This window comes from Streptomyces sp. P9(2023), from assembly GCF_032436795.1.
Taxonomy (GTDB): Bacteria; Actinomycetota; Actinomycetes; order Streptomycetales; family Streptomycetaceae; genus Streptomyces.
Window position 1 is genome coordinate 1 of the sequence record NZ_JAUPWM010000020.1, and the last position, 26,602, is coordinate 26,602.

The 26,602-nt window shown below is 72.2% G+C and carries 24 protein-coding genes and 1 pseudogene; 17 read left to right on the top strand and 8 right to left on the bottom strand.

The annotated features are described in order from the left end of the window. A partial coding sequence (locus Q5762_RS23465) for a BTAD domain-containing putative transcriptional regulator (protein WP_315894188.1) occupies positions 1 to 1,173 on the bottom strand: 1,173 nt, incomplete at its 3' end. Positions 1,174 to 1,311: 138 nt separating this feature from the next. Here Q5762_RS23465 and Q5762_RS23470 point away from each other — a divergent pair. Together Q5762_RS23470 and Q5762_RS23475 are read left to right on the top strand one after the other, a co-directional pair. Further along, positions 1,312 to 3,417, top strand: coding sequence for a SpoIIE family protein phosphatase (locus Q5762_RS23470; RefSeq protein ID WP_315894189.1), 2,106 nt, complete (start codon positions 1,312 to 1,314; stop codon positions 3,415 to 3,417). 16 nt (positions 3,418 to 3,433) lie between these two features. Then, positions 3,434 to 4,447: a PHP domain-containing protein gene (locus Q5762_RS23475; protein WP_315894190.1), complete on the top strand. Its 1,014-nt coding sequence runs from the start codon at positions 3,434 to 3,436 to the stop codon at positions 4,445 to 4,447. A 15-nt stretch (positions 4,448 to 4,462) separates the two neighbouring features. Here Q5762_RS23475 and Q5762_RS23480 read toward each other — a convergent pair whose 3' ends face one another. Beyond that, positions 4,463 to 5,854, bottom strand: a complete 1,392-nt coding sequence (locus Q5762_RS23480) for an NADP-dependent succinic semialdehyde dehydrogenase (protein ID WP_315894191.1) — start codon at positions 5,852 to 5,854, stop codon at positions 4,463 to 4,465. A gap of 135 nt (positions 5,855 to 5,989) precedes the next feature. Further along, on the bottom strand, positions 5,990 to 6,685 hold the full coding sequence (locus Q5762_RS23485; protein WP_315894192.1) for a ThuA domain-containing protein: 696 nt from the start codon (positions 6,683 to 6,685) through the stop codon (positions 5,990 to 5,992). A 187-nt stretch (positions 6,686 to 6,872) separates the two neighbouring features. On the opposite strand from Q5762_RS23485, the gene Q5762_RS23490 reads away from it, so the two are divergent. Further along, positions 6,873 to 7,679, top strand: coding sequence for a class II aldolase/adducin family protein (locus Q5762_RS23490; protein ID WP_315894193.1), 807 nt, complete (start codon positions 6,873 to 6,875; stop codon positions 7,677 to 7,679). A 13-nt stretch (positions 7,680 to 7,692) separates the two neighbouring features. Here the strand turns inward: Q5762_RS23490 and Q5762_RS23495 are convergent, their stop codons facing one another. Further along, entirely contained in the window at positions 7,693 to 8,313 is a 621-nt protein-coding gene (locus Q5762_RS23495; RefSeq protein WP_315894194.1) for a helix-turn-helix domain-containing protein, read from the bottom strand. A gap of 88 nt (positions 8,314 to 8,401) precedes the next feature. On the opposite strand from Q5762_RS23495, the gene Q5762_RS23500 reads away from it, so the two are divergent. From Q5762_RS23500 to Q5762_RS23510, 3 genes are all read left to right on the top strand, one after another. Then, complete coding sequence (locus Q5762_RS23500) at positions 8,402 to 11,149, top strand: FHA domain-containing protein (RefSeq protein WP_315894195.1); 2,748 nt, start codon at positions 8,402 to 8,404, stop codon at positions 11,147 to 11,149. A gap of 121 nt (positions 11,150 to 11,270) precedes the next feature. Further along, complete coding sequence (locus tag Q5762_RS23505; protein WP_315894196.1) at positions 11,271 to 11,921, top strand: hypothetical protein; 651 nt, start codon at positions 11,271 to 11,273, stop codon at positions 11,919 to 11,921. Further along, positions 11,921 to 12,955 carry a serine/threonine-protein kinase gene (locus tag Q5762_RS23510; protein ID WP_315894197.1) on the top strand — a complete coding sequence of 345 codons (1,035 nt, stop codon included), beginning with the start codon at positions 11,921 to 11,923 and terminating at the stop codon, positions 12,953 to 12,955. Before Q5762_RS23505 ends, Q5762_RS23510 begins: the two co-directional genes overlap by 1 nt. Before the next feature lie 13 nt (positions 12,956 to 12,968). Here Q5762_RS23510 and Q5762_RS23515 read toward each other — a convergent pair whose 3' ends face one another. Beyond that, positions 12,969 to 14,309, bottom strand: a complete 1,341-nt coding sequence (locus Q5762_RS23515; protein WP_315894198.1) for a streptophobe family protein — start codon at positions 14,307 to 14,309, stop codon at positions 12,969 to 12,971. Positions 14,310 to 14,415: 106 nt separating this feature from the next. On the opposite strand from Q5762_RS23515, the gene Q5762_RS23520 reads away from it, so the two are divergent. Further along, positions 14,416 to 15,798, top strand: coding sequence for a DUF6777 domain-containing protein (locus tag Q5762_RS23520; RefSeq protein ID WP_399495247.1), 1,383 nt, complete (start codon positions 14,416 to 14,418; stop codon positions 15,796 to 15,798). Between the two features lie 46 nt (positions 15,799 to 15,844). Then, positions 15,845 to 16,384, top strand: a complete 540-nt coding sequence (locus Q5762_RS23525; RefSeq protein ID WP_399495248.1) for an FBP domain-containing protein — start codon at positions 15,845 to 15,847, stop codon at positions 16,382 to 16,384. 30 nt (positions 16,385 to 16,414) lie between these two features. Here Q5762_RS23525 and Q5762_RS23530 read toward each other — a convergent pair whose 3' ends face one another. Next, complete coding sequence (locus tag Q5762_RS23530; RefSeq protein WP_315894201.1) at positions 16,415 to 17,629, bottom strand: acyl-CoA dehydrogenase family protein; 1,215 nt, start codon at positions 17,627 to 17,629, stop codon at positions 16,415 to 16,417. A gap of 135 nt (positions 17,630 to 17,764) precedes the next feature. Here Q5762_RS23530 and Q5762_RS23535 point away from each other — a divergent pair, with 135 nt between their 5' ends. From Q5762_RS23535 to Q5762_RS23555, 5 genes are all read left to right on the top strand, one after another. Then, positions 17,765 to 18,940: a CoA transferase gene (locus Q5762_RS23535; protein ID WP_315894202.1), complete on the top strand. Its 1,176-nt coding sequence runs from the start codon at positions 17,765 to 17,767 to the stop codon at positions 18,938 to 18,940. A gap of 70 nt (positions 18,941 to 19,010) precedes the next feature. Next, positions 19,011 to 19,676: a GntR family transcriptional regulator gene (locus Q5762_RS23540; protein ID WP_315894203.1), complete on the top strand. Its 666-nt coding sequence runs from the start codon at positions 19,011 to 19,013 to the stop codon at positions 19,674 to 19,676. 95 nt (positions 19,677 to 19,771) lie between these two features. Next, entirely contained in the window at positions 19,772 to 20,332 is a 561-nt protein-coding gene (locus tag Q5762_RS23545) for a 3'-5' exonuclease (protein ID WP_315894204.1), read from the top strand. A gap of 111 nt (positions 20,333 to 20,443) precedes the next feature. Then, on the top strand, positions 20,444 to 21,673 hold the full coding sequence (locus tag Q5762_RS23550) for a glycoside hydrolase family 64 protein (RefSeq protein WP_315894205.1): 1,230 nt from the start codon (positions 20,444 to 20,446) through the stop codon (positions 21,671 to 21,673). A gap of 75 nt (positions 21,674 to 21,748) precedes the next feature. Next, complete coding sequence (locus tag Q5762_RS23555) at positions 21,749 to 22,456, top strand: CBS domain-containing protein (RefSeq protein WP_315894206.1); 708 nt, start codon at positions 21,749 to 21,751, stop codon at positions 22,454 to 22,456. 57 nt (positions 22,457 to 22,513) lie between these two features. On the opposite strand, the gene Q5762_RS23560 is transcribed toward Q5762_RS23555, so the two are convergent. Both Q5762_RS23560 and Q5762_RS23565 read right to left on the bottom strand, forming a co-directional pair. Next, positions 22,514 to 22,813 (bottom strand): DUF1876 domain-containing protein, encoded by a 300-nt coding sequence (locus tag Q5762_RS23560; RefSeq protein ID WP_315894207.1) that lies wholly within the window; start codon positions 22,811 to 22,813, stop codon positions 22,514 to 22,516. Positions 22,814 to 22,864: 51 nt separating this feature from the next. Further along, a complete protein-coding gene (locus Q5762_RS23565) occupies positions 22,865 to 23,815 on the bottom strand; it encodes an ion transporter (RefSeq protein ID WP_315894208.1) in 951 nt (316 codons plus the stop codon). A gap of 285 nt (positions 23,816 to 24,100) precedes the next feature. Here Q5762_RS23565 and Q5762_RS23570 point away from each other — a divergent pair, with 285 nt between their 5' ends. From Q5762_RS23570 to Q5762_RS23585, 4 genes and pseudogenes are all read left to right on the top strand, one after another. After that, a complete protein-coding gene (locus tag Q5762_RS23570; RefSeq protein ID WP_315894209.1) occupies positions 24,101 to 24,268 on the top strand; it encodes a hypothetical protein in 168 nt (55 codons plus the stop codon). Positions 24,269 to 24,295: 27 nt separating this feature from the next. Beyond that, positions 24,296 to 24,778: pseudogene (locus Q5762_RS23575) on the top strand (malate synthase A); the annotation flags it as partial. A 622-nt stretch (positions 24,779 to 25,400) separates the two neighbouring features. Then, positions 25,401 to 25,724, top strand: a complete 324-nt coding sequence (locus Q5762_RS23580; protein ID WP_315894210.1) for a hypothetical protein — start codon at positions 25,401 to 25,403, stop codon at positions 25,722 to 25,724. A 153-nt stretch (positions 25,725 to 25,877) separates the two neighbouring features. Beyond that, positions 25,878 to 26,576, top strand: coding sequence for a sigma-70 family RNA polymerase sigma factor (locus Q5762_RS23585; RefSeq protein ID WP_399495249.1), 699 nt, complete (start codon positions 25,878 to 25,880; stop codon positions 26,574 to 26,576). The last annotated feature ends 26 nt before the right edge of the window (positions 26,577 to 26,602 follow it).

Genomic DNA, 26,602 nt, shown 5'->3' on the forward strand with positions numbered 1-26,602 from the left:
CGTCACCCCCGGACACCGCGCCAGCAGCACGTCCACCAACTCCGCCGCCGCACCCACCACATGCTCACAGTTGTCCACAATCACCAGCAGCCGACGCGACGCACAGTGCTCCACCAGCAGGGTGAGCGCGTCCCGGGGCGCGGCTCCCCACGACGGTGTCTCGCGGCCGCCGAGCGCGGTGAGGACGGCGGCCGGCACCTCTGACTCCGCGCGTACTGAGGCGAGTTCGGCCGACCACACCCCGTCCGGCCACCGCCGCGTCCCGGCCTCGTCGGCGGCCTCCAGGGCCAGCCGGGTCTTCCCCACCCCACCCGGTCCGATCAGGGTGATCAGCCGACGTAGCCCCAACTCGTCCGCCAACAGGCCGAGTTCCCGCTCCCGCCCGACGAAGGAGGTCAATCGCGCCGGCAGCCGGAGCGGCGCCGTCGTCGTCGCCGACCCCTCGCCTGCCAGCAACTCCGCGTGCAGAGCGCGCAGTTCGGCCCCGGGGTCCGCACCCAGGCGATCGGCGAGCATGCCGCGTACCTCCTCGTACGCCCGCAGCGCCTCGGCCCCGCGCCCGGCGGCCCGCAGGGCACGGATGCGCAGCGCCTGCACGGTCTCGTCCAAGGGCTGCTCCGCCGCCAGGGCCTCCAGCGGTGCCACGACGGTCGCCGCCCGCCCGAGGGCCACGTCGGCGGCGAGTCGGTCCCTGCGGGCCTGCGCGTGCCGCAGTTCCGCCCGTACGACCAGGGGGTCGCCGTCCCGGCCCGGCAGGTCGGCGAACGCGGGACCGCGCCACAGCGCGAGCGCCTCTTCGAGCAGCCGCGCCGCTCGCTCCGTCTCCCCGGCCCTCAGCGCGTCCGCGCCTTCGGTGGCCAGCCGCTCGAACACGTACAGGTCCACGTCCTCGGCCCCGGCGGCGAGGCGGTACCCGCCGGCGACGGAGTCCACGGCCTCCCGGCCCAGCGCCCGGCGCAGCCGCCCGACCAGCGCCTGGAGCGCCTCGGTGCCGTTCCCGGGCGGGTCGGCCCCCCAGATCAGCTCGATCAGCTCGCCCGTCCGGACGCCGCGCCCGGCGGCCCCGGCCAGCGCCGCGAGCAGGGCCCGGAGCCGGGCGCCGCTGAGCACGGCCTCCTCGCCGTCGGCCCGGAACGCCTGGCAGGGGCCGAGAACGCGGTACCGGACGATCATCACCGGCTCATTCTCCCCTGGCCGCCCGCTACACCCCCGTGCGCCGCTCGCAGTGACATCGGTCCGTCGGTCACAACTCCGGCAATCGGTGTGTCGCCGCCATGGCGTCGCAGGGGTACGGGTTCGACAATGGTGAGGATGACCGATGACGACCGGAGTACGCGCAGTGGCGAGATCGGGCCCACCGAGCGGCTCGCCATGAATCGGACCGGCAGCTTCGACTGGGACCTCGACACGGGCACCATCGACGTCGACGAGGCCGGGCTGCTGGTGTTCGGGATGGAACCGAGCGAGTTCGACGGGCGTCCCGCCTCGCTCGTCCGGCGCCTCGACCCCCCGGAGCGCACCCGGCTCGACGAGGTCGTACGGGCGGCGATCAAGAGTGGCGAGAACTCGTACACCGCGCATTTCCGGATCGAGGGGGACGACGGAACACCCCAGTGGACGCACGTCCAGGCGCGGATTCTGCGCACGCCGGACAGGCGGGCCCACCGGATCGTCGGCATCGTCCGCGACACGACCGCCGAGGTCACGCACTCCGCCTTCGTCCTGGAGCTGGAGAAGCGCCGCGAGGTCCAGACGAGCATCGTCGAGCGGACCACGCAAGCGCTGTCGCGGGCCGTGACCGTCGACGACGTGACGGCGGCCATGACAGGTCCCGGCGGGCTCGCCCGGCTCGGGGCGGACGGGCTCGCGCTCGGCCTGGTGGAGAACGGTTCGCTCAACGTGATCGCGCTGAGCGGGGAGTCCCTGGACGCCCTGAACGACTTCCGGTCGCGCCGCCTCGACCGCGGCTTGCCGCTGGCGGAGACGGTACTGAGCGGGCGGCCGCGCTTCGTGTCCTCGTTCCAGACCCTCGGCCGGGACTTCCCGGAGCTCGCGCCCTACATCGAGCGGCTGAAGTTCACCTCCGCCTGCTATCTGCCACTCGTCGCCCAGGCCCGGTCGCTCGGCGGGATGGCGCTCTTCTACCGGCGCCGCTCGTCCTTCAACGCGGACGAGCGCAACCTGCTGCTCGGTCTTGCCGCCATCGTCGCGCAGTCCCTCCAGCGCGCCATCCTCTTCGACGAGGAACGGGAACTGGCCACCGGACTGCAGGAGACCATGCTGCCGCGCCGTATTCCGGCGATCTCCGGCGGCGAGATCGCGGTCCGCTACCACGCGGCGTGGAGCGGGCGGCAGGTCGGCGGCGACTGGTACGACGTGATCCCGCTGCCGCGCGGCCGGGTCGGGATCGTGGTCGGGGACGTCCAGGGGCACGACACGCACGCGGCCGCGATCATGGGCCAGTTGCGGATCGCGCTGCGGGCGTACGCGGGTGAGGGCCACGCGCCCTCGACGGTACTGGCGCGGGCCTCCCGGTTCCTCGCCGAGCTCGACACCAACCGCTTCGCGACCTGCACCTACGCCCAGGTCGACCTGGGTACCGGAACCGTGCGCGCCGTGCGCGCCGGCCATCTGGGACCGCTGATCCGGCACACGGACGGCCGGGTCGGGCAGCCGAAGCTGCGCGGCGGGCTGCCGCTGGGCCTGGCGACCGTGTTCGGGAACGAGGAGTTCCCGGAGACCCGGCTCGACCTCGTACCGGGCGAGACGCTGGTGCTGTGCACGGACGGGCTGGTCGAGCAGCCGGGCTCGGACATCCAGACCGGTCTGGACGCGCTGTCGGAGGCGATGAGCATCGGCCCGCCGCAGGCGGAGGCGCTCGCGGACCATCTGTCGGACCGGCTGTGGGAGCGCTGGGGCGCGGGGGACGACGTGGCCCTGCTGGTGCTGCGGCGCAGCCCGGACCCCGGGACTCCACGGGCGCCGCGCATCCACCAGTACATCCACCAGGCCGATCCGCAGGGCCTGTCGGACGCGCGGGCGGCGGTGAGCCAGGCGCTGCGGGACTGGAACATGTCCGAACTCGCCGACGACGCCGAGCTGTTGACGGGTGAGCTGCTCGTCAACGTGCTCCTGCACACCGAGGGCGGCGCGGTGCTCACGCTTGAGGTCCTCCCGGAGCCGGTGCGCCGGGTGCGGCTTTCGGTGCAGGACCGGTCGAGTGCCTGGCCGCGCAGGCGTACGCCGGGCGAGGCGGCGACCTCGGGGCGCGGCCTGCTGCTGCTCGACGCGCTGTCCTCGCGGTGGGGTGTGGAGCCGCGCGGCGAGGGCAAGGCGGTGTGGTGCGAGATCGGCCCGGTACACGCGACGGCCACGCCCGAGCCCTCCGGTGCCTCCGAGCCGTCCGGGCGAGGGTGAGGAGCGAGGAGCCGGTATGGATCCCGTGGCGGCGCTGGACCGGATCGCCTTCCTGCTGGAGCGCTCGCAGGCGCCGACGTACCGTGTCCGCGCGTTCCGTACCGCGTCCGCCGCCGTCACGGCCATGGCGGACGGCGAGGTGGAACGGCGCGCCACGGCCGGGAGCCTGGAGCAGGTCAAGGGCATCGGGCCGAAGACGGCCGCGGTGATCCGGGAGGCCCTGGAGGGGCGGGTTCCGGAGTATCTGGAGGGTCTGGAGGCCGAGCTCCCCGTCCCCGAGGTCACCGGCGGTGAGACGATCCGGGCGGCGCTGCGCGGTGACTGCCATCTCCACTCCGAATGGTCGGACGGCGGCAGCACCATCGAGGACATGGGCCGGACGGCGGCGCGGATCGGGCACGAGTGGGCCGTCCTGACCGACCACTCCCCCAGCCTGAAGGTCGCGCGCGGGCTGTCGCCGGACCGGCTGCGCGAGCAACTCGACGTGGTGGCGCGGCTGAACGAGGAGTGGGCACCGTTCCGGCTGCTCACCGGGATCGAGTGCGACATCCTGGAGGACGGTTCGCTGGACCAGGAGCCCGAACTGCTCGACCGGTTGGACGTGGTGGTCGGTTCGGTGCACTCGAAGCTGCGGATGGACGCGCCGGCGATGACCCGGCGGATGGAGAAGGCGGTCCGCAACCCGCTGATGGACATCCTCGGTCACTGCACGGGACGGCTGGTGAGCGGCGGACGGTTGCGGCCCGAGTCGGTCTTCGACGCGGAGCGGGTCTTCGCGGCCTGTGCCGAGTCGGGGACGGCGGTGGAGATCAACAGCCGCCCTGAGCGGCTCGATCCGCCGCGCCGGCTGCTGCGGCAGGCGGTGGCGGCGGGCGTCTGGTTCGCGGTGGACACGGACGCGCACGCGCCGGGGCAGTTGGAGTGGCAGATTTTCGGCTGCGCGCGGGCGGAGGAGTGCGGGGTGCCGACGGAGCGGGTGATCAACTCCTGGTCGGCGGACGACCTGTTGGCGTGGACGCGGGACCGGTAGGGGGAAGCCGCACGGTCAGGTCCGCTGCCAGACCGTCTTCGCGTTGCAGAACTCGCGGATGCCGTGACCGGAGAGCTCACGACCGTAGCCGGAACGCTTCACGCCGCCGAACGGGAGCGCGGGATGCGAGGCCGTCATGCCGTTGACGAACACGCCACCGGCCTCCAAGTCCCGTACGAAGAAGGCGATGTCGGCGTCGTCCCGGGTCCAGACGTTCGAACTGAGCCCGAACGGCGAGTCGTTGGCGACCGCCACGGCCTCCTCGATGTCACTGACCGGGTAGAGCGTGGCGACCGGGCCGAAGGCCTCCTCCTGGTGGATGCGCATCTCCGGGGTGATGCCGGTCAGCACGGTCGGCTCGTAGAACCAGCCGTGCGGACGGCCCTCGGGGCGCGATCCGCCGCAGAGGACCGTGGCGCCCTTGCGTACGGCGTCGTCGACGAGTTCCTCCAGGTCGGCGCGGCCCTGTTCGGTGGCGATCGGGCCGACGTCGGTGGAGTCGTCGAGGGGGTCGCCGACCGTCAGGGCGGTCATGGCGGCGGTGAAACGCTCGGCGAAGTCGTCGTAGACGTCGCCGTGGACGATGAAGCGCTTGGCCGCGATGCAGGACTGGCCGTTGTTCTGCACGCGCGCGGTGACGGCGGTCTTGACCGCGCGGGGGACGTCGGCCGACGGCATCACGATGTACGGGTCGCTGCCGCCGAGCTCCAGGACCGTCTTCTTCACCTCGTCGCCCGCGATGGCGGCGACCGAGCGGCCGGCCGGCTCGCTGCCGGTGAGGGTGGCGGCGACGACCCGGCGGTCGCGCAGGACGGCCTCGACGGCTCCGGAGCCGATGAGGAGGGTCTGGAAGCAGCCCTCGGGGAAGCCGGCCCGGCGGAAGAGGTCCCCGAGGTAGAGCGCGGTCCTGGGCACGTTGGAGGCGTGCTTGAGGAGCCCCGTGTTGCCCGCCATGAGGGCGGGAGCGGCGAACCGGATGACCTGCCAGAGCGGGAAGTTCCACGGCATGACGGCGAGGATCGGGCCGAGCGGGCGGTAGTGGACGCGGGCGGAGTCGGCGCCGGAGTCCCGTACGTCGGCCGGGGCGGGGTGCTCGTCGGCGAGCAGGGCCTCGGCGTGGTCGGCGTACCAGCGCATCGCCTTGGCGCACTTGGCGGCCTCGGCGCGGGCGGCCTTGATCGTCTTGCCCATCTCGGTGGTCATCGTGCGGGCGACGTCCTCGGCGTCCTCGTCGAGGAGGTCGGCGGCGCGGCGCATCAGCCGGGCGCGTTCCGCGAAGGAGGTGGCGCGGTACTGCCGGAACGTCTCGTACGAGGCGGCGATCCGCCGCTCGACCTCGTCGTGGCCGTGCGCGTCGTAGGTGCGTAGCGTCTCGCCCGTGGCGGGATTCACGGTGGCGATCCCCATTGGTATCCTCCTGCCGGTCCGCCCCAAAGGAACCCTCCCGCGCCTCGGTGCCGACCGCAATCGGGGAGGGGGCGCGGGGGTGACCGGCCGACGCCCCGAGGCGTGTGTGGGGGTCGTCCGGGGGTCGTCCGGGGGTCAGAGACCCGGGGGTGTGTCCCGTACGGGAGATCCGGCGCCCGCCACCCAGCTCAGGGCTCCCGCCAGGTGCCCCCGGAACGCGTCGTCCTCGTACGTCTCCGCCGCGTGTCCGAGCGCCGTGAAGAAGAACCGGCCCCGGCCCGCCTCGCGGCACCACACCAGGGGGTGGTCCGCGCCCAGCGTCCCGCCCCGGTACGTCGACTCGTCCGCGCGGGCCAGCACCCGTACCCCCTCGACCCGGGGGTTCGACGTGAAGTTGTACCACTCGTCCGTCCAGGCCCACCGGGCCGGCAGCCCGGCCGTCGCCGGGTGGTCGGGCACGTCCACGCACACCACGCCAGGCTGGATCTCCGGGTGGCCGTCGAAGCGCGTGCCGAGCAGGTCGCCGTAGAACGGCCAGTCCGGTTCCGCGTTGGCCGCCGCGTGGATCGCCAGGAAGCCTCCGCCCCCGACGACGTACGACGCGAACGCCTCCCTGCCCGCCTCGGTCAGGACGGTTCCGGTCGTGGAGAGGAAGACCACCGCGGCGCAGCGCCGGAGCCGCTCCCGCGTGAAGGCCGCCGGATCCTCGGTCACCTCGGCGTCGTACCCGGCCGCCTCGGCCAGTCCCGCGAGCGCCTTGGCACCGGCCGGGATCGAGTCGTGGCGGTAGCCGGCGGTACGGGTGTAGATCAGGACGTCCGCGATCGGCACGGGTCAGCTCCAGGAGGGGACGGGCGAGGCAGAGCGGGCGGGGACGGTAAGCGCTTACCGCGTCGAGGCGACCGTAGTCACCGACGTCGCCGCCCCGCAAGGGTGGTCCGCGCGATCCATTGGCGAATCGGATACGTCTCTGTATCTTCTGGCGGGCACCACGTCCCGCCGTCGTGAGGAGCCCACCGTGAGCACTCTCCCGCCCGCCCTGTCCGCCGTCGTGGGCCCGCTGCCCGAAGGGGTCGCCCTCCCGCTGCCGCCCACCTTCGACACCGTCGAGGAGGAGCGGCGCCACCGCAAGGAGCAACTCGCCGCGGGATTCCGGCTCTTCGGCAGGTTCGGGTTCTCCGAGGGGGTCGCCGGGCACATCACCGTCCGCGACCCGGAGAACCCCGACGCCTTCTGGGTCAACCCGTTCGGCATGAGCTTCAGTCAGATCAAGGCCTCCGATCTGATCCTCGTCGACCACGAGGGAACGGTGCTGTCCGGCAACCGCCCGGTGAACCGTGCCGCGTTCGTCATCCACTCGCAGGTGCACGCGGCCCGCCCGGACGCGGTCGCCGCCGCGCACTCGCACTCGCTGCACGGCAAGGCGTTCTCCAGCCTCGGCATCCCGCTCGCGCCGATCACGCAGGACGCCTGCGCCTTCTTCGAGGACCACGGGATCTACGACGACTACCGTGGCCTGGTCAACGAGTTGGACGAGGGGCGGCGCGTGGCCAAGGCCCTTGCGGGCCACAAGGCGGTCATCCTCAAGAACCACGGGCTGCTCACGGTCGGCCATTCGGTCGCCGAGGCCGTCTGGTGGTTCGTCACCATGGAACGCTCCTGCCAGGCCCAGCTGTTGGCGATGGCCGCCGGCACGCCGCAGCTGATCGACCGGGAGACCGCCCTCCTCACCCGGGGCCAGGTCGGCACCCACCTGGCGGGCTGGTTCCAGGCCCGTCCGCTGTGGGACCAGATCACGGCCTCGGACCCCGACCTCTTCGACTGACCGGCCTACCGGTTTACCGGGCGCTGTCGATCTCCCGGGTCGTCGCCGCCAACAGCGGGGCGAGGAACTCCCGTTCCAGGCTGCCCGGCGGAAGCTCCGCCGGCTCGACGTAGCTCTGCGCGAGGCCACCTTCGCGCAGGGCGATCAGCATCCGGGCGAACCGGTCGGCGTCCACGGTCAGTTCACGTCCCGCCCGGCGCAGTACGGTCGTCACGCCCCGGGCGATCTCGGCCCGCAGCCGGGCGTCGTGCCGGGCCAGCACCCATGCCGCCTGCCGGTCCCGGATGGCGTGCAGGGTGAACTCGGTCGTCACCAGGTACCAGTCCCGCTCGTCCGGCTCGATCCGGGAGGCGAGTTCGGCGAGCCGCTCCAGGGTGTAGTCCTCGGCGGAGAGCGCGTCGACGGCCTCCGCGAGCCGTCGTACGGTCCGTTCGCTGTGCTCGTCGAAGAGGGCGAGGAAGAGCTCTTCCTTGCTGGCGAAGTTCGAGTAGTAGGCGCCCCGGGTGTAGCCGGCGCGCTCGCAGACCTGCTCGATGGAGGCGGCGTGGAAACCGTGCTCGGCGAAGGTCTCCAGAGCCGCCTTGAGCAGGGCCGCCCGGGTCCGGGGCCGACGCTTCGTGACGCCTTTCGGCACGGGTGGGCTCCTTCGGTCGCGCTGGAGGCGACCACGATACCGGCGGCTCGCGCAGGCACGGATGAGCCCCGGAAGATAAAATTCACGCATGGGAGAGCGGCCAGTCGCGCCCGCCGCACCCGAGCTCGTCCTCGAGATCAACGGGGACGCGACCGTCATGAGTCCGAGCCGGGTCTACCGCATCGGGCGCGACCCCACCAGCGATGTCGTCCTTGACGACGACCGTACGTCCTGGCACCACGCGGTCCTGCGGGCCGTCGGTGACCACTGGACCCTTGAGGACGAGGGGAGTACGAACGGCACCTTCGCGGACAGCCGCCGTATCGCCGTGCGCGAGGTCGGTCCAGGGACGGTCATACGGTTCGGACACCCGGGAGACGGCCCACGCGCCGTACTCTCGGGCACGGCGGGTCCGGGCGCCCCGGTCGTACCGGAGGCCCCGGCTGTACCCGATTCCCCGGTCGCCGCCGATTCCTCGGTCGCCGCCGATTCCCCGGCTTCCTCGCTCTCTGGCGCTGCCCCGGTCGCCCCGGATGGCCCCGCCGCCCCGGAACGACCGGCGCCCGAGGGCTCGGGGCCCGAGGCCCCCGTTTCCGGTGCACCTGGAGCACCTGGAGCACCTGAAGCACCTGGAACACCTGGAGCGCCGGGAGCCCCCGAAGCGCCCGACGTTCCCGAAGTGCCCGCCGGTCCGGGCGTACGGGAGCGGGAGCCCGGGCCGGGGACGCCCGTACCCCCGCCCGTACCGGCTCCTGAGCCACCACCACCGGCGCCCCCTCCCGTACCGGTTCCGGAGCCTCCGGCTCCGGCGCCACCGCGCACGCCACCCCGGCCGTCCTCGGTCTCCCACCCGGCCCTGACCGGCACCTTCCGGCAGCCCACGTCCGTGCGGCCACTGCCGACGCGCACCGTGCGGATCGGCCGTGCGCCGGACAACGACCTCGTCGTCGACGATCTCGTCGTCTCGCGACGCCACGCCGAACTACGGGCGCACCCGGACGGGACGTACTGGATCCAGGACCTCGGCAGTCACAACGGCACCTTCCTCAACGGCCGTCCCGTCGCCGAAGCCCGTGTCACACCGGACGACATCGTCGGCATCGGGCACTCCGCGTTCTGCCTCATCGGCGGACAGCTCGTCGAGTTCACCGACACCGGTGAGGTCTCCCTCGACGTGCAGGACATCGCCGTCACGGTCGACCACGGCCGGAAGACGCTCATGGAGGACGTGTCCTTCCCCGTCGGTCAGAAATGCCTGCTCGCGGTGGTCGGACCGTCCGGCGCGGGCAAGTCGACGCTGCTCAACGCGCTCACCGGCCAGCGTCCCGCCGACCGGGGCACAGTCCTCTACGACGGCCGGGACCTCTACGTCGACTACGCGGAGCTGCGCCAGCGCATCGGTCTCGTCCCGCAGGACGACATCCTCCACCTCCAGCTCACCGTGCGGCGGGCCCTCACGTACGCCGCCGAGCTGCGCTTCCCCGAGGACACGGCCGCCGACGAGCGGCGGGCGCGGGTGGACGAGGTGATCGGCGAGCTCGGACTCGGCGAGCGGACCGAACAGCCCATCCACAGCCTGTCGGGCGGCCAGCGCAAGCGGGTCAGCGTAGCCCTGGAACTACTCACCAAGCCGTCACTGCTCTTCCTCGACGAGCCCACCTCCGGGCTGGACCCCGGGATGGACCGCTCGGTGATGCACATGTTGCGCGGGCTCGCGGACGACGGCCGGACGGTCATCGTGGTCACGCACAGCGTACTGAGTCTGGACGTCTGCGACCGGCTGCTCGTGCTCGCGCCCGGTGGGCGCGTCGCGTACTTCGGGCCGCCGGACGACACGCTGGGCTTCTTCGGCTTCGACGAGTGGCCCGAGGCGTTCGAGGCCTTCGAGACCGAGCGCGGGCGCGACTGGGCCGGGCAGTACCGCTCGTCGCGCTTCCACCGGCAGTACATCGCCGACGCGATGGAGCGGCCGGGACAGTCCCGTTCCGGCGAGGTCCCGGAGCCCGGGCCGCCGCCCAAGGCGCAGAGCTGGGGCTCCCAGCTCCGTACGCTGGTCCGCCGGTACGCGGCGGCGCTGTCCGCCGACAAGACATTCCTGGCGATCATGATCGCCCTGCCGTTCGTGATGGGAGCGATGGCCCGGGCGCTGTCGGAGGGCAGCCTCAACCCCGAGTCGACGCTGAACGTGCTGCTCATCCTGTGTGTCGGCGGCGTCCTGACGGGGGCGGCCAACGCCGTGCGGGAGCTGGTGAAGGAACGCACGATCTACCGGCGGGAGAGAGCCGTCGGCCTGTCCCGCTCCGCGTACCTCATGTCGAAGGTCGTGGTGCTGGGCCTGATCACGGTCGTCCAGGCGGTGGTCCTCACGCTCGTCGCGCTGATCGGGGTGCCGCTGAACGTCCCGGGCGGCAAGGGAGTGCTCATGCCGCCGCTCGTGGAACTCACGCTCGCGGTCGCGCTGCTGGCCTTCACCGCGATGATGCTCGGGCTGTTCGTCTCCGCCCTGGTGCGCAAGGAGGAGGTGACCATGCCGCTGCTCGTCCTCCTGGCGATCGTGCAGGTGGTGTTCTCCGGTGCGCTCCTCACCGTCACCGGGACGCCGGTCCTGGAACAGCTGGCGTGGCTGGTGCCGTCGCGTTGGGCGTTCGCCGCGATGGGAGCGACCATCGACATCGGGAAGACCGCACCGAGCGAGAAGACGACGGATCCCCTCATGGACCACACCCTGAGCGCATGGCTCTTCGACATGGGGATGCTGGTCGTGCTCTGCCTCGTGCTCGGGTTCGTCGTGGCGAGGCTGCTGCGGCGCCGGGAGCCGGCGATCATGCGGAAGTAACCAATGTCCCCCACCGGCTCCCTGATCCACGATTTCGGATCCACGATTTCGGATCCAATGTCCGGGATCCAATATCTCGGATGAAATATCCAATATCCGGAACAGTGAAGGCAGGCGGCCCATGGGCATCCCGGTCACTCCCCCGGTACCGGACGACGTACCGAACTTCCGGCCGACCCATGTCGTGCCGCGCGACGGTCTGTCCGCCTGGGAAGCGCCCGATCCGGGCCTGCCGACCGTGCCCCTCGACGCGTTCCTGCCCGTGCAGCTCACGGAGCGGGTCGGCGACTGGGGGCAGGTCCTCTGTTCGAACGGCTGGTCCGCGTGGGTCGACGCCCGGCTGCTCGTCTCCGTACCCGTGGATCCCCCCGAGGCTCGGCAGCCGCTCGCCAGGACCGCCGACCCCCGGCCGCTGATCGCCCGGGCGGAGGAGTCGCTCGGGCGGTACCGGCGGGCGGCGGAGGAGCTGGCGGCCTCGCGGGCCGACCGGGACACGTTCCGGCGGCGAACGCACGGGCTGCGGGTGGGGATGGTGGTCGACGGCGAGGCCCTGTGGCTGTACGACGCGGAGCACGAGCGCTGGGTGTACTGCGACGGTACGGGGCTCAGTACGTACGCGGCCTCGGCCGGCCCCTCGGTCGCCGCCGCCGTGCATGAGCCGACGCGGGTGGTGCCACGCCTCGACGAGGAGGAGGACGCCCGCCGGGACGTCCCCACCGGCCCGCCGCCCACCCGGATCGTCGACCAATCGCGGCTGCCGGGTGAGGGCTGATGGCCGACGCGGCTCGGGACTCGGCGAGGGACGCGGCGCGGGACACCGATCTGCCCGCCGGGCGGGACTCGGGGCTCGTGGGCAAGCAGATCGCGGGCTACGTGGTCGAGGCGGAGATCGGCCGCGGCGGGATGGCGGTCGTGTACCGGGCGCGTGACCTGCGGCTTGAGCGGACGGTGGCGTTGAAGCTGCTGGCGCCAGAACTCGCCCGTAACGACACCTTCCGTAAACGGTTCGCGCACGAGTCGCGGGTGGCGGCCGCGATCGACCATCCGCACATCGTGCCGGTCTTCGAGGCCGGCGAGACGGAAGGCGTCCTGTACATCGCTATGCGCTACGTCGCCGGACAGGATCTGCGGGCGCTGCTCGACCGCGGGGGCGCCCTCCCGCCGGTGACGGCGGGGCGCATCGCCGTACAGGTGGCCTCCGCGCTGGACGCCGCGCACGCCCACGACCTGGTGCACCGGGACGTGAAGCCGGGCAACATCCTGGTCGCCGAGGGCACCGACCGCGACCATCCCGAGCACGTGTACCTCACGGACTTCGGGCTGACGAAGAAGTCCCTGTCGCTGACCGGTCTGACGACGGTCGGGCAGTTCGTGGGCACGCTCGACTACGTCGCGCCCGAGCAGATTTCGGGGAAGCCGGTGGACGGCCGCTGTGACGAGTACGGCCTGGCATGCGTGGTCTACGAGACACTCACGGGCGTGCCGCCGTTCCGCCGCGACGACGACATGGCACTGCTCTGGGCCCATCAGTACGATCCGCCGCCCCCGCCGTCCGCCGAACGGCCGGAGCTGCCCGAGGCGGCCGACCAGGTGCTCGCCAAGGCGCTGGCAAAGGTACCGGAGGAGCGGTACGACACCTGCCTGGAGTTCGTCACGGCGCTGCGGGCGGCCCTGGAGGAGGGCGGCCCGGGCCCCGGCCCCGGCCCTGTGGGCCGAAGCGGTCCCGAGCCACCGACCCCGCCTCCCGCACCACCGTCGTGGGCCCGCCCGGTGTTCCGGGAGCCGCCCGAATCCTGGTGGTCCTAGGCTCCCGGTGGTCCTAGGCCTTCGGCCGTTCGTCCCGGGCGGCGTCCGGGTCTGCCTCGCCGCGGCGGCGGACGCCCGAGGCGAGGAGCCCGCCGAGGAAGCCGGCGACGAGCCCCCACAGCAGGGCGAAGCCCGCGATCTTCCAGACGTGCGGGCGCAACAGGACCTCGCCGCCGAGCGATTCGAGCTCGCCGATGCCGAGGATGGAGAGCCCGAAGCGCGCCTCGACGAGCGTGACGGGGGCGACGACCAGCATCGTCAGGGCGAACGCGACGCCCAGGTGGAGGGCGTGCTGCCAGAGCCGCGTACGGGCGGGCGAGCGTACGGCGCCCACGAAGGCCACGGCCAGGACGAGGACGGCCGCCACCGGCAGCAGCCACCAGGCCCTGGAGTCGTACGACGCGAGGGAGGACAGGTCGACCGTGGAGAGGCCCGCGGTGTCCGTGCGCAGCACCGAGTCGAGGATCTGCGGCATCGGCAGCCCGAACGGCCCTTCGACCGTGCCTTCCCAGGAGCCGCCGATCCCCACGCCGAGGGCGAGCCAGCTGACGTTGGGCAGACCGAGCAGGATGACGGCGAACGTCTCGGCCGCGTGGCCTCGGGTGGCGGCCACGACGATCCCGATGACCAGGCCGATGAGGACGTACGCGAGGAGCAGGAGCAGCATCGCCGAGGCGACCGGCCGGACGGCTTGGTGGTAGCGGACGAGCCGGGGCGGGAGCGGGGTCCGGCGCGAGACCAACAGGGCGATCAGGAGCACCCCGAGAATCCACAGGAGTCCGAAGAGCAGGGTGGGGCCCACCTCGGTGCGGAAGCCGACGGTGGGGTTCACCGCGTCGAGGAGTTCACCGAAGAGGTCGGACAACGGATCCTGGCTCTGGCCGCCGGGGATGGTGACGGGAAAGTCGCGCCGGGCCAGGGCGGAGAGGCCGGCGAGCGCCGCCAGCCAGAGCAGGACGGTGCGCGCGGCGCGGGCGAGGAGGTCACCGGTCCGGGCGACGGCGTGGTGGCGTAGCGGGAGGAGGAAGCAGAAACCGGTGACCAGTGCGCCCACCAGGGTGACGGTGAGGGGCATGGCGGTGAGTTCGGCGTTCGTGCCGGCGAGTGCGCTCGCGTCGCCGGAGAGGTCGATCTGTCCGCCGACGGCCATGACGACGACCGCGGCGACGACGTTCACGAAGCCACCGGGCAGGTCGGCGGCGCCCGCGGCCCACAGGCCGAGAGCGGCGACGACGGCCATCGCGAGGAACCCGGCCAGTACGGCGGCCAGGGCCTCGCCCCAATGGCGGGCGAGTTGCCCGGTGTCGTGCACCGGGCGGGACGTGGTGGGGAGCCGACTGCTCACGCTCACCACGCTAGTACCGGTGGATCTCCCCCGCAGGGCCTGTGGATGAGCTCGGCTTGCGGGCGGGGCCCGTTCCGCGCACACAATGGGCACGGAACGGAAGAAAGGGAAAAACGTGACTTCCCACCCACCGTCCGGCCGCCCCTCTGTCCCTCCCTCAGGTCCGCCTTCGGGCCCCCTCTCGGGCCCGAGCACCAGCCCCGGGCAAGCCGGTCCCCCACCACCCCCCGGGCCGCCGCACGACGGCACGGGGGGCGGCTCAGGCGGCTCAGGCGGTTCCGGCGGCGGGGGTCCCGGCGGGGGCGGCGACACGAGTGGCGGTACGGGCGAAGGCGGTGGCGGCGGCCCCTGGTGGCGTTCCGTCCCCAAGGTCGCGTCGGCCACCGCCGTACTGGTCGCGGCCGTGGCCCTGATCGTCGTTCTCACCCGTCCGGACGGAAACGGCGGCGACAGCGGTTCCGGCGGCGGCGAGGTCTTCCTGCAGAACGCCTCCGCGACCGGCCCCGACCCCTTCACCAAGTCCACGGCCCGCGCCGCGGACGCCTCGCAGTCGCCCACCCCGCTGCCCAGCCCGACCCGGACGGCGGACGCCTCCGCCACGCGCAGCGTCTCCGGTTCGGCGGCGGGCCTGTACGGCGGTACGAAGAACGCGGCGAGCTGCGACGTCGAGCAGCAGGTGCGCTATCTGGCGGCCGAGCCGGCCAAGAACGCGGCCTTCGCCTCGGTCCAGGGCATCTCCGCCAACGAAGTGCCGGGGTACCTGCGTTCCCTGACCCCGCTTCAGCTCCGGGTCGACACCCGGGTGACCAACCACGGCTTCCGCGACGGCTCCCCCACCGCCTACCAGGCGGTCCTCCAGGCCGGTACGGCCGTACTCGTCGACGACCGCGGTGTGCCCAGGGTGCGCTGCGCCTGCGGCAATCCGCTGACCCCGCCGGTCGCCCAGAAGGAACCGAAGACCACGGGTACCCGATGGGCCGGCTACCAGCCCTCCCAGGTGGTCGTCGTGGCGCCTTCGGTGACCGTGGTGAACGTCTTCGTCGTGTTCGACCCCGAGGACGACGGCTGGTTCGCCCGCGAGCCGGGTGACACGGGCAAGCAGGACAAGCCGACGACCCGGCCGACGGCTCCCCCGTCGCCCTCCGTCTCGGACTCGGATTCCCCGACCTCTCCGTCCTCGCCGGTGCCGTGTGTGACGGTGACGGGCACGGAGACACCCACGCCCACCGGTGGCGTCACCCCCTCGGCATGCCCTTCGGACTCGCCAGCGTCGTCCCCGCCGACCCCCGAATCGCCCGGGACACCCGAGTCGCCCGCGACTCCCGACTCACCGGATACCCCGAGCCCGCAGTCGGAACCGGCGACGGAAGGGCCGGCCACGGACGGTACGGCCACCAACGGCACGGCCTCCGACACCGCGGACGTCACCCCCGAGTCGCCCCCGCAGCCCGGGCCGGGTGCCTTCGCGTACGGCTCGGCCGCCCACCCGGTCCTGTGAAGCACTCCCGGGCATGGGCCGGGACCGGGCAGGCCGGGAAATCGGGATGCTGTCGCCCGGTGATGTGTGTACGGTCCACCGAGTGGAACCTCTTACCGACCAACAGATCCGCTCGTCGTTCGTGAACTGCACGAAGGGCGAGGCAAGCAGGCTCAAGCTTCCGCTGGACTTCGCCGAGCTCCCCTGGCAGGACCTCGACTTCCTCGGCTGGGTCGACCCGGGCGCGCCGCTGCGCGCGCACCTCGTCGTGCCCCGCGAGGACGGCCCGCTCGGCATCACCCTGCGGGTGCCCGCCACGAGCCGCACCAGCGCGGTCAAGTCCAGCCTCTGCCAGGTCTGCCTGACGGGGCACGCCTCTTCGGGCGTGACCCTGCTCGCGGCGCCGCTGGCCGGAAGCCGCGGCCGCGAGGGGAACACGGTCGGCATCTACCTCTGCGCCGACCTGGCCTGCTCGCTGTACGTCCGTGGCAAGCGTGAGCCGAAGCTGCGGGCCGGCCGCCACGAGGAGTCGCTGGACGTGGAACAGCGGATCGCGCGGATGACGGGGAACCTGGACGCGTTCCTCGCCAAGGTGACGGCCGGCTAGCGCGGATCGGGTCGGGGCCCGGGCGGACGGTCAGCGGAAGGCCTGTTCGCCCGTGAGTGCCTTGCCGATGACCAGGGAGTGGACCTCGCTGGTGCCTTCGTAGGTGAGGACCGACTCCAGGTTGTTGGCGTGACGCAGCACCGGGTACTCCAGGGTGATGCCGTTCGCGCCGAGGATGGTGCGGCACTCGCGGGCGATGGCGATGGCCTCGCGGACGTTGTTCAGCTTGCCCACGCTGACCTGTTCGGGCGCGAGCCCGCCCGCGTCCTTGAGGCGTCCCAGGTGGACGGCGAGCAGCATGCCCTTGCCGAGCTCCAGGGCCATGTCCGCGAGCTTCTGCTGCGTCAGCTGGTAGGAGGCGAGGGACCGCTCGAAGACGATGCGGTCACCGGCGTACGCGATCGCGGTCTCCAGGCAGTCGCGGGCGGCGCCGAGGGCGCCGAAGACGATCCCGAAGCGCGCCTCGTTGAGGCAGCCGAGCGGGCCGGACAGGCCGCGCGCCTCGGGCAGCATCGCATCGGCGGGCAGGCGGACGTCGTCCAGAACCAGTTCGCTGGTGACGCTGGCCCGCAGGGACAGCTTCTGTGGGATCTCGGGGGCGCTGAAGCCGGTGGTGCCGGCGGGCACCAGGAAGCCGCGGACGCCCTCGTCGGTCCGGGCCCAGACGACGGCGACGTCGGAGACCGAGCCGTTGGTGATCCACATCTTGGTGCCGTTGAGCACCCAGTCGTCGCCGTCCCGGCGGGCGCGGGTGCGCATGGATCCAGGATCCGATCCGGCGTCCGGCTCGGTGAGCCCGAAGCAGCCGATGTACTCGCCGGCCGCCATCCCGGGCAGCCACTGCTGCTTCTGCTCCTCGGAGCCGTACTTCCAGATCGCGTACATGGCGAGGGAGCCCTGTACGGAGACCATGCTGCGCAGACCGGAGTCGACGGCCTCCAGTTCGAGGCAGGCCAGTCCGTACGCGACGGCGTTGGTGCCCGCGCAGCCGTAGCCCTCCAGGTGCATGCCGAGGACGCCGATGCCGCCGAGCTGCCGGGCGAGTTCGCGGGCGGGGATGGCGCCCTGCTCGAACCAGCCCGCCACGTGGGGCCGGAGTTCCTTGTCCGCCATGGCGCGAACCGTCCGGCGGATCTCCCGCTCCTCGTCCGTCAACAGGCCGTCGATCGCCAGCAGATCGAAGGGATGGACGGGGGACGACTTCGACGCGTTCGACGGCTGCGGCGACTGCGGCGACGACTTCACGGACGGCCTCCAGGCTGGTGCGGCATTGCGGCGTGCCGAGCGTAGCCGCAGATCGGATTTTGGATCCAGTATTGAATATCTGATCTCCGATCCCTACGTTCACATCGGATCCAATCGCCGACGGAGGAGTGCGGGATGCGCGCAGATCGCCCGGAGACGCCCACCCCGGGCGCCCTGTCCGGGATCGTCGTCGCCGACTTCGGCCGGGTCCTCGCCGGCCCCTACATGACGATGCTTCTGGCCGACCTCGGCGCCGATGTGATCAAGATCGAGCGGCCCGGATCCGGTGACGACACCCGCGCGTGGGGTCCTCCCTTCGCCGACGGCGAGGCCACGTACTTCCTCGGAGTGAACCGGAACAAGCGCTCCATCACCCTCGACCTCACCGACCCGGCGGACCGTGACACGGCCCGGGAGATCGTCGACCGGGCCGACGTCCTCGTCGAGAACTTCCGGCCCGGCACGATGGAGAAGCTCGGTCTCGGTTACGAGGACGTACGCGCGTCCAACCCCGGGCTCGTCTACTGCTCCGTGACCGGTTTCGGGGCCGCCGAGGGCGCCCATCTGCCCGGTTTCGACCTCCTGGTCCAGGCGATGGGCGGGCTGATGAGCGTGACGGGCGAGCCCGGCGGGCAGGGGACGAAGGCGGGGGTCGCGCTCGTGGACGTCATCACCGGCCTCCACGCGGGCCTCGGCGTCCTGGCCGCGCTGCGGCACCGGGAACGTACGGGCGAGGGCCAGCGGGTCGAAGTCTCCCTGCTCACCTCCCTGTTGTCGGCGCTCACCAACCAGTCGGCCGCGTACCTCGGCGCCGAGGTCGTCCCGCGTGCCATGGGCAACCGGCACCCGAGCATCGCCCCGTACGAGGTGTTCGAGGCGCAGGACCGGCCGCTGGTCCTCGCGGTGGGCAACGACCGCCAGTTCCGCACGCTCTGCGCGCGGCTCGGGCTGCCCGCTCTCGCCGGCGACGCCCGCTTCGCCACCAACACGGCCCGCGTCGCCCACCGCGACGAGTTGGTCGCGGCGCTGGCCGGTCCGCTCGCCGAACGGACCGCCGACAGCTGGTTCGAGGAGCTCACCGCCGCAGGAGTGCCCTGCGGCCCCATCAACGATCTCGCGGCAGCCTTCGACCTGGCCGAACGGCTGGGCCTCGCGCCTCGGGTCCCCGCCGACGCGGCCGGACCGGCCCAGGTCGTCAACCCGATAACACTCGGCGCCACCCCCGCCTCCTACCGCGCCGCGCCCCCGCGCCTCGGCGAGCACACCGCGTCCCTGCTCACCGAGCTGGGGCGGGCGCCGGGCACGCCGTAGGAAGTTATACGGATCATGACCCGCGCGGGCGCGGGCCGACCACGCAGGAACGACGGAAGGGTCACAGGCGATGAGCAGCGCGGTGCAGAAGGGGCGGCCGCCGACCGCCCAGCAGTTCGTCCTCAAGGAGCTGCGGCGCGCGATCACCGCGGGGGAGTTGCGGCCCGGCGGTCAGATCCGGCAGGACGCGCTGGCCGCCAAGCTCGACGTCAGCCGCGTACCCCTGCGGGAGGCGCTGAAGATCCTGGAGGGCGAGGGCCTCGTCGTCCACCACATCCACCGGGGCTACTTCGTCGCCGAACTGTCCCTCGCGGATCTGGAGGAGGTCTACCGGATCCGGCAGTTGCTGGAGACCGAGGCGGTCCGCGTCGGCGTCCGCCGCGCCGCGGACGGCCTGCTCGCGTCCCTGGAGAAGATCCAGCGGGAGGTGGAACGGGCCGCCGACGCCGGGGACGTGACGGAGATGGCCGCCGCCAACCGACGTTTCCACTTGACCCTGATCGAGGCCTCGGGGATGCCCCGCCTGGTCCGCCTCATCACCACCCTCTGGGACGCCACCGACGCCTACCGCTCGCTGTACTACACCGACGTCCCCAACCGGGAACTGGCCGTGCGCGAGCACCGGGCGGTCATCTCGGCGGTCCGCAACGGCGACGAGGAGGCCGTCGTACGCGGCCTCGACGAGCACCGGGCGCACGCGGTCACGGCCCTCCGGGAGATCCTCGACCTGGAGTGATCCCGCGTCATCGGCACCCGCGCAACGGCCGCCGCCCCCGCGGCGAGCGGAAATCCGGATGCCCACCCCCGTAACCCCGCCCTAGCCTCGTGACCATGGACCGGACACAGCTGGTGAACGTCGTCGACGTCGAGGCGACCTGTTGGGACGGCGAGCGGCCGCCGGGGGCGGTGAGCGAGATCATCGAGATCGGTCTCACCGTCGTCGACCTGGCCGCGGGCGTGCGGACGGCGCGGCACCGGGTACTGGTCAAGCCGGCCCGTTCCACGGTCAGTCCGTTCTGCACCGAGCTGACGGGCCTCACGCAGGCCGAGGTCGACACCGGACTGGACTTCGCGGCCGCCTGCCGGCTGCTCGCCGTGGAGCACGCCACCGGGGTTCGGCCGTGGGCCAGTTGGGGCGACTACGACCGCAAGCAGTTCACGTCCCAGTGCCGGGCGACGCGTACGGAGTACCCCTTCAGCGGTCGGCACACCAACGCCAAGGCCGTCTTCACCGAGGCGAACGGCCTGGTCAAGCGCCCGGGGATGGCCCGCGCACTGGAGATCGCGGGACTACCTCTGGAGGGCCGGCACCACCGGGGCGAGGACGACGCGTGGAACATCGCCGCGCTCGTCCTCCAGTTGCACGAGCGCGGCGCCTGGCCGGCCTCGTAACACCACGCTCCTCGTCTCAGAACGTCCGAGGCATTGACAGGGTCATCACACGCTCACCATTCTGAGAGCGCTCTCAAGCCCTCGTCTCCCCCACCCCGAGGAGCCTCCCCCATGCCCTCCCATCGCCGTCGCCGCGTTCTGGCGACGCTCGCCCCCGTCACCGCCGCCGCCCTGATCGGCACCGCCGTCATCGTCGTCGGCCCCTCCCCCACGGTCCACGCGGCCGGCGCGGAAGCAGCCGCCGTACCGGCGACGATTCCGCTCACCTTCACCAACAACTCCGGCCGTGGCGAGCAGGTCTACGTCTACAACCTCGGCACCGAGCTCTCCACCGGCCGTCAGGGCTGGGCGGACGCGAACGGCACCTTCCACCCCTGGCCGGCCGGCGGATCCGTGCCGATCCCGGCCCCCGACGCCGCCATCCCCGGCCCCGCGCAGGGGCAGTCCATGACGATCCGTCTGCCGAAGTTCTCCGGCCGGATCTACTTCAGTTACGGCCAGAAGCTCGTGTTCAAGCTGGCGACGGGCGGCCTGGTGCAGCCCGCCGTCCAGAACCCGAGCGACCCCAACCGGAACATCCTCTTCAACTGGTCCGAGTACACGCTCAACGACTCGGGCCTCTGGATCAACAGCACCCAGGTCGACATGGTCTCGGCCCCGTACGCGGTCGGTGTCAAGCGCCCGAACGGCAGCGTCGCCACCACGGGCCGGCTCAAGCCCGGCGGCTACAACGGCTTCCTGAACGCGCTCCGCGGCCAGCCCGGCGGCTGGGCGAACCTCATCCAGACCCGCTCCGACGGCACCGTCCTGCGCGCCCTGGCACCGGGCCACGGCATCGAGGCGGGCGCGCTGCCGGCGAGCGTGATGAACGACTACATCAACCGCGTCTGGACGAAGTACGCCTCCCAGACGCTCACGGTGACGCCGTTCTCGAACCAGCCGAACGTGAAGTACTTCGGCCGCGTCTCCGGCAACGTCATGAACTTCACCAACACCGCGGGCGCCGTCGTCACCTCCTTCGAGAAGCCCGACTCCGACAGCGTCTTCGGCTGCTACAAGCGGCTCGACGCGCCCAACGACCAGGTCCGGGGCCCCATCTCCCGTACGCTCTGCGCCGGTTACAACCGGTCCACCCTCCTCACCAACCCCAACCAGCCGGACACCTCCTCGGCGGGCTTCTACCAGGACGTGGTGACCAACCAATACGCGCGCAAGATCCACGCGCAGATGGTGGACGGCAAGGCGTACGGCTTCGCCTTCGACGACGTCGGTGCCCACGAGTCCCTCGTGCACGACGGCGATCCGCGGGAGGCGTACGTCACGCTCGACCCGTTCAACTGATAACCGTCCGTTCCGGGCCTTCGTCCATGTGAGGGATCATGGACGAAGGAGCGGGAGAAGGGACGGAACGGGACGATGCGCAACCGCAGTGTCGCCGACCTGATGACGCCGACCGCGGTTGCCGTGCAGCCGGGGACGCCGTTCAAGGAGATCGCACGGCTGCTCGACGAGTACGGCATCACCGCCGTGCCGGTGGTCGACGAGGCGGACCGGCCGATCGGGGTGGTGTCCGAGGCGGATCTGCTGCGCCGCCACACCGCGAAGGACGGCCCGAGTACGGCCGGGGCGATGATGTCCAGCCCCGTGGTGGTGGCCCGCCCGTCCTGGACGGCGGTGGAGGCGGCGCGGCTGATGGAGCGGCACCGGGTGAAGCGGCTTCCGGTGGTGGACGCGGACGGCCGGCTCATCGGGGTGCTCAGTCGGAGCGATCTGCTCCAGCTGTTCCTGCGCCGCGACCGCGCGATCCAGGAGGAGATCCTGGAGGACGTGGTCATCCGCATCCTCCGGCTCTCCCCCGCCGCGCTCCATGTCGACGTGGACGAGGGCCGGGTCACGCTCAGCGGCAGGCTGGAACGCAAGAGCCTCGCGCCGGTCTTCGTACGGCTCTGCGAGAGCGTGGACGGCGTCGTGGAGGTCGTGGACCGGCTGGCGTACGACGACGAGGACGGCGCCCAGGACGGGCACGGGGACCGGCACAGGGGCGACGACGAGCCGTCCCCGAGCCAGGACGAGAGCGACGGCGGGCCCTCGCTGGGCGTCGACGAGCGGACACCCGGCGTGTGACGCGCCGCCGGGCCCGTCGGCGGGTTGCCGGCGGGCCCGGTGGCCGAGGCGGTCCCGTCAGGAGACCGCCTCCGGCCAGCCGTACCCGGGACCGGTGTGCTGGGGTACGGTCCCCGCGCCCACCGCTTCCATCTCCCGGTTGGCCTCGCGCATCAGCTGCCCGGCCAGGTCCTTCATGGCCCGACTCGCGGCGAGCTCGTCACCGATCGCCGGAACGTCCACGTCCGACGGGTTGCACCGTGCGGTGCCGTGGCCGGTGAGGGTCGACGTGCCGGTGTTGAGATGCGCCTCGGCCTTGGTCCTGCCGTCCTCTTCGACCAGATCCAGGCCGACCGTCCACTCCAGCGTCCGTGTCATGGTCTGCCTCCTCGCACCATCGGGACGCGCAGGGCCGCCGCGCGTCCCTTCCTACTCCCATGATCCGTCCACGCGCGCGTGAGCGCGCGGCGGCGGGAGCGCGGAGAGGGCGGATTCGACGTCGTCCAGGGCGCGCCGGGCGACGGCGATCCGCTCCCGCAGCCCCTCCTCGTCCCCGCCGCACCGGTCGTTCGCGGCTTCCGCCCCCTTCCCCGCCCTCTTCTCCGCCTCCGTCGCCTTCTCCATCTCCGCCTTCTCGATCTCGCGGGCCTCCTCCAGAGAGTTGATCACGACCCCGATCAGCACGTTGACGAGGACGAAGGAGGCGATGAGGACGTACGAGACGTAGTAGAGGAAGCTCCACCGGGAGATCGCCAGGCCCGCGTGGACCGCGTCGCCGAGCCCGTCGAGGGTCATCAGGAGGAAGAGGGTGAGGACGGCCCGGCCGATGGATCCGAAGTGCTCCGGGTCGTGCGCGGCGAAGAAGACCCAGCCGACCATGGCGTACACGTACAGCAGCAGCGCCCCGACCAGCAGGAAGCTGACCGTGCCGGGCAGGCTGCGGCCGACGGCGACGAGGACGATGCGCAGCTGGGGCAGGAAGCGGGCGGCGCGGAGCACGCGCGCGAGGCGGAGCAGCCGCAGGATGGTGGAGTTCTCGCGGGCGGCGGGGACGAAGGCGGCGAGGACGACGACGAGGTCGAAGAGGTTCCAGGGGTCCCTGAAGAAGTCCCAGGGGCGGGTGGCGTGCGTCCCGGCGCGCAGCACCATCTCGGTCGTGAACGCCGCGAGGATCAGGTGCTCGATCACCTGGAGCTCGGTGTGCCAGCGGGCGCTGACGCCGGCGTACGTCTCCACCCCGAGGACCGCGGCGTTGCCGAGGATGAGGAGGAAGACGGCGGTGGCGAACCAGCGGGCCTCGGTGATCTCGCGACATCGTTCCGCCACGCGCACCCGTAGGGCCCGGTGACCGCGACCCACCAGGGCGGACTGATCCGGCATTACGGCACTCCTCGATTCGTCGAACCCTGCTCTGGTGGTCCAACGGCGGGGGCGCGCAAGGGTTCTGGTCGCCTGCGACCTCTGGGGCCGGTGGCCCGGCTCCAGAGTCCACGTCCTCCACGAGGGGCGGCGGACGTCGCGTCCGGCGGGGCGGCCGGGGAGGAGTGCTCCATGCCCGCCAGGCAGCCCTGCGGGGCCACCAGCGGCCGGCGCGCCCGCAGGGCGAGGCTTCGGCTCGGGATGAGGTGGTACGGGCCACCGGAGCCTTCTCCTACTGTGAGAAGCATGATTCACAACGACACCGACAACCTCGGCTGGGACCTCATCAGGTGGGACGCCGACGAGTGCGAGGGCCCCGTCACCAGCCTCACGCGGGACGAAGTCCTGAGGGTCAGGGAGCTCTTCCCGGACATCTGGACATGGATGCGTCCCGGGGCGGCGAAAGCCTCGTAGACGTTCCACGGGGGGGCAGGTGCCGCCAAGGAGCGCCGTCGCCGGGCCATCCGGCTCGCCACCGGCGCCCCGCTCGACCTCCCCGTCGCGACCGCCGCCGTCCGTGACGACCGCTCCTGGCGGGTGGCCGCGCCCGCGCCGGGTCTGACGGACCGGCGCGTCGAGATCACCGGCCCGCCCGACCGGCGCATGGCCGTCAACGCGCTCAACTCCGGTGCCCGCGTGTGGATGGCGGACTTCGAGGACGCCACGGCACCCACCTGGGACGACGTGATCGGCGGCCAGCTCGTCCTGCTCGACGCGATCGAGCGGCGGATCGACTTCACCAGCCCTGAGGGCAAGGAGTACCGCCTCGGCGAGAACCCCGCCACGATCGTGGTCCGACCCCGCGGCTGGCACCTCGAAGAGCGGCACCTCGACTTCGGCGGCGCTCCGGTGCCGGCCTCCCTCGTCGACTTCGGCCTGTACTTCTTCCACTGCGCCCAGCGACAGATCAACGCCGGCCACGGCCACGTGAACGGCGGCGGCCCGAGCTGCCGGCCCGGGCCGCGAGCAGTACCTCGCGTGTCGGCGCACCCGGTGGTCCTCCAGCGGGGCCGCCCTCAGGACGTCGTCGCCCACGCGGGGCAGGTGCGGGGTGTGGTTGACGAGGCGGGCGGAGTTGCCGACGACGGCGATGCTGCTGGTGTTGTGCAGGAGGGCGGCGAGGACCGGGTTCATGGAGCCGCCCGCGCCGGCGTCGCGGCCCGCACTCCTCGCGAACATCGGCCCGGTGTCATGGCGCGCCCATCCTTGCACCCCTCTCCGGAGGCATGAGGGCGGGTGCGGCCCGTACGACCGCCCGCTGTCCTGTCGGCACGCGGTGTTCTCCTGGGCGCAGAGTCAGGTCATGGTGTCGGCGGGCCTGCCGTCCGGCATGGGGCATACGGGCGTGGAACACATGGGCACGCCACGTTCTGATGTCGGGTCAGGACCTCACTCCGCCGGCCGTGGGCCTCGCGTTCACGGGCACCCTCGCCATCGCCTGGATCCTCGCGGGCCGCGAGCGCGGCCTGCTCGCGGTGACGGCGGCGACCGTGGCCGTCCAGGGCGTGCTGCACACATGGGCATGTCCCACAAGGCCATGGGACACATGTCCCCCGGTATCGGGCCCGTCGCCCACGACATGACGGACATGGGCACGTCCCTCGGTATGTTGTCCGCGCACCTGTTGGCCGCTCTCCTGAGTGGTCTGTGGATGGCCTACGGCGAGCGGGCCGTCTTCCGTCTCGTACGAGCGCTGCCGCTGTGGCTCTTCCGGCCGCTGCGCCTGCTCCTCGCCGCCGTGGTCCCCGTGACGCCACGGCCGCCTCGGCTCCGCGCCGTCCGCGCCGGTGACGAGCACGCTCCCAGGCAGCTCCTGCTCGCGCACTCCGTCATCTCCCGGGGTCCCCCACCGGCCTTCGCTGTCTCCTGACAGCCGGCTCCCCGAGCCGTGCCGCTCGCGCCCGCGTGCCGCACCGCTCGGGCACAGGCCCTGCCCTGGCGGCGGGCCGTGACCCCTGACCGGCGTCGCCGCGCTCCGGCGCCGCGCCGTCGGATTCCCCTTGCCTCGTAAGGACTTGTGGCGATGACTCCTGCCCACGACACCCTCCCTCAGCGACCGGCGAAGCCCTCCCGGTCCTCGTACGTACCGGACGCGGCCACCGACGCGGCGACGACGCTGCTCGCGCTGGCCGCCCGGGACGGCGATCCGGTAAAGGCCGATCTGTTCGTGCGGGCCCTGCACCGCGATGTCTGGCGGTATGTGGCACACCTGAGTGCCGACCGCCAGGCCGCCGACGACCTCACCCAGGAGGTCTTCCTCCGCGCCATCGCCGCGCTGCCCCGCTTCCAGGGGCGGTCCTCGGCCCGCACCTGGCTGTTGTCGATAGCGCGCCGGACCGTGGTCGACAGCCTGCGGTACGCGGCCGCCCGCCCCCGCCTGTCCGACCGCGACGACTGGCAGGCGGAGGCGGAGCACGCCCAGCCTCTGGGCCTGCCCGGATTCGAGGACGGTGTCGCCCTCGCCGACCTCATGGCCTCGATCCCCGACGAGCGTCGCGACGCGTTCGTCCTGACCCAACTCCTGGGCCTGCCCTACGCCGAGGCCGCCGAGGCCATCGGGTGCCCGGTCGGCACGGTCCGTTCGCGCGTCGCACGCGCCCGGACCTCCTTGGTGTCCTTGCTGCGCGAGGAGGCGAACCCCGACTCCGCGCCACCGTCGACACCGGGAAGCACCACATCTGCGCGCAGGCGCTTCCCGAGGGTGCCCGCCCCGGCCTGCTGATCCGGGCGGCCCCGCGTGCGAAGGCC

Excerpts from the sequence above, each read along its gene's own strand:
- Q5762_RS23470 (WP_315894189.1), top strand. The coding sequence starts at position 1,312 with ATGACCGATGACGACCGGAGTACGCGCAGTGGCGAGATCGGGCCCACC.
- Q5762_RS23475 (WP_315894190.1), top strand. The coding sequence starts at position 3,434 with ATGGATCCCGTGGCGGCGCTGGACCGGATCGCCTTCCTGCTGGAGCGC.
- Q5762_RS23480 (WP_315894191.1), bottom strand. The coding sequence starts at position 5,854 with ATGGGGATCGCCACCGTGAATCCCGCCACGGGCGAGACGCTACGCACC.
- Q5762_RS23500 (WP_315894195.1), top strand. The coding sequence starts at position 8,402 with ATGGGAGAGCGGCCAGTCGCGCCCGCCGCACCCGAGCTCGTCCTCGAG.
- Q5762_RS23505 (WP_315894196.1), top strand. The coding sequence starts at position 11,271 with ATGGGCATCCCGGTCACTCCCCCGGTACCGGACGACGTACCGAACTTC.
- Q5762_RS23510 (WP_315894197.1), top strand. The coding sequence starts at position 11,921 with ATGGCCGACGCGGCTCGGGACTCGGCGAGGGACGCGGCGCGGGACACC.
- Q5762_RS23525 (WP_399495248.1), top strand. The coding sequence starts at position 15,845 with ATGCTGTCGCCCGGTGATGTGTGTACGGTCCACCGAGTGGAACCTCTT.
- Q5762_RS23535 (WP_315894202.1), top strand. The coding sequence starts at position 17,765 with ATGCGCGCAGATCGCCCGGAGACGCCCACCCCGGGCGCCCTGTCCGGG.
- Q5762_RS23540 (WP_315894203.1), top strand. The coding sequence starts at position 19,011 with ATGAGCAGCGCGGTGCAGAAGGGGCGGCCGCCGACCGCCCAGCAGTTC.
- Q5762_RS23545 (WP_315894204.1), top strand. The coding sequence starts at position 19,772 with ATGGACCGGACACAGCTGGTGAACGTCGTCGACGTCGAGGCGACCTGT.
- Q5762_RS23550 (WP_315894205.1), top strand. The coding sequence starts at position 20,444 with ATGCCCTCCCATCGCCGTCGCCGCGTTCTGGCGACGCTCGCCCCCGTC.
- Q5762_RS23555 (WP_315894206.1), top strand. The coding sequence starts at position 21,749 with ATGCGCAACCGCAGTGTCGCCGACCTGATGACGCCGACCGCGGTTGCC.
- Q5762_RS23560 (WP_315894207.1), bottom strand. The coding sequence starts at position 22,813 with ATGACACGGACGCTGGAGTGGACGGTCGGCCTGGATCTGGTCGAAGAG.
- Q5762_RS23565 (WP_315894208.1), bottom strand. The coding sequence starts at position 23,815 with ATGCCGGATCAGTCCGCCCTGGTGGGTCGCGGTCACCGGGCCCTACGG.
- Q5762_RS23570 (WP_315894209.1), top strand. The coding sequence starts at position 24,101 with ATGATTCACAACGACACCGACAACCTCGGCTGGGACCTCATCAGGTGG.
- Q5762_RS23580 (WP_315894210.1), top strand. The coding sequence starts at position 25,401 with ATGTCCCCCGGTATCGGGCCCGTCGCCCACGACATGACGGACATGGGC.
- Q5762_RS23585 (WP_399495249.1), top strand. The coding sequence starts at position 25,878 with ATGACTCCTGCCCACGACACCCTCCCTCAGCGACCGGCGAAGCCCTCC.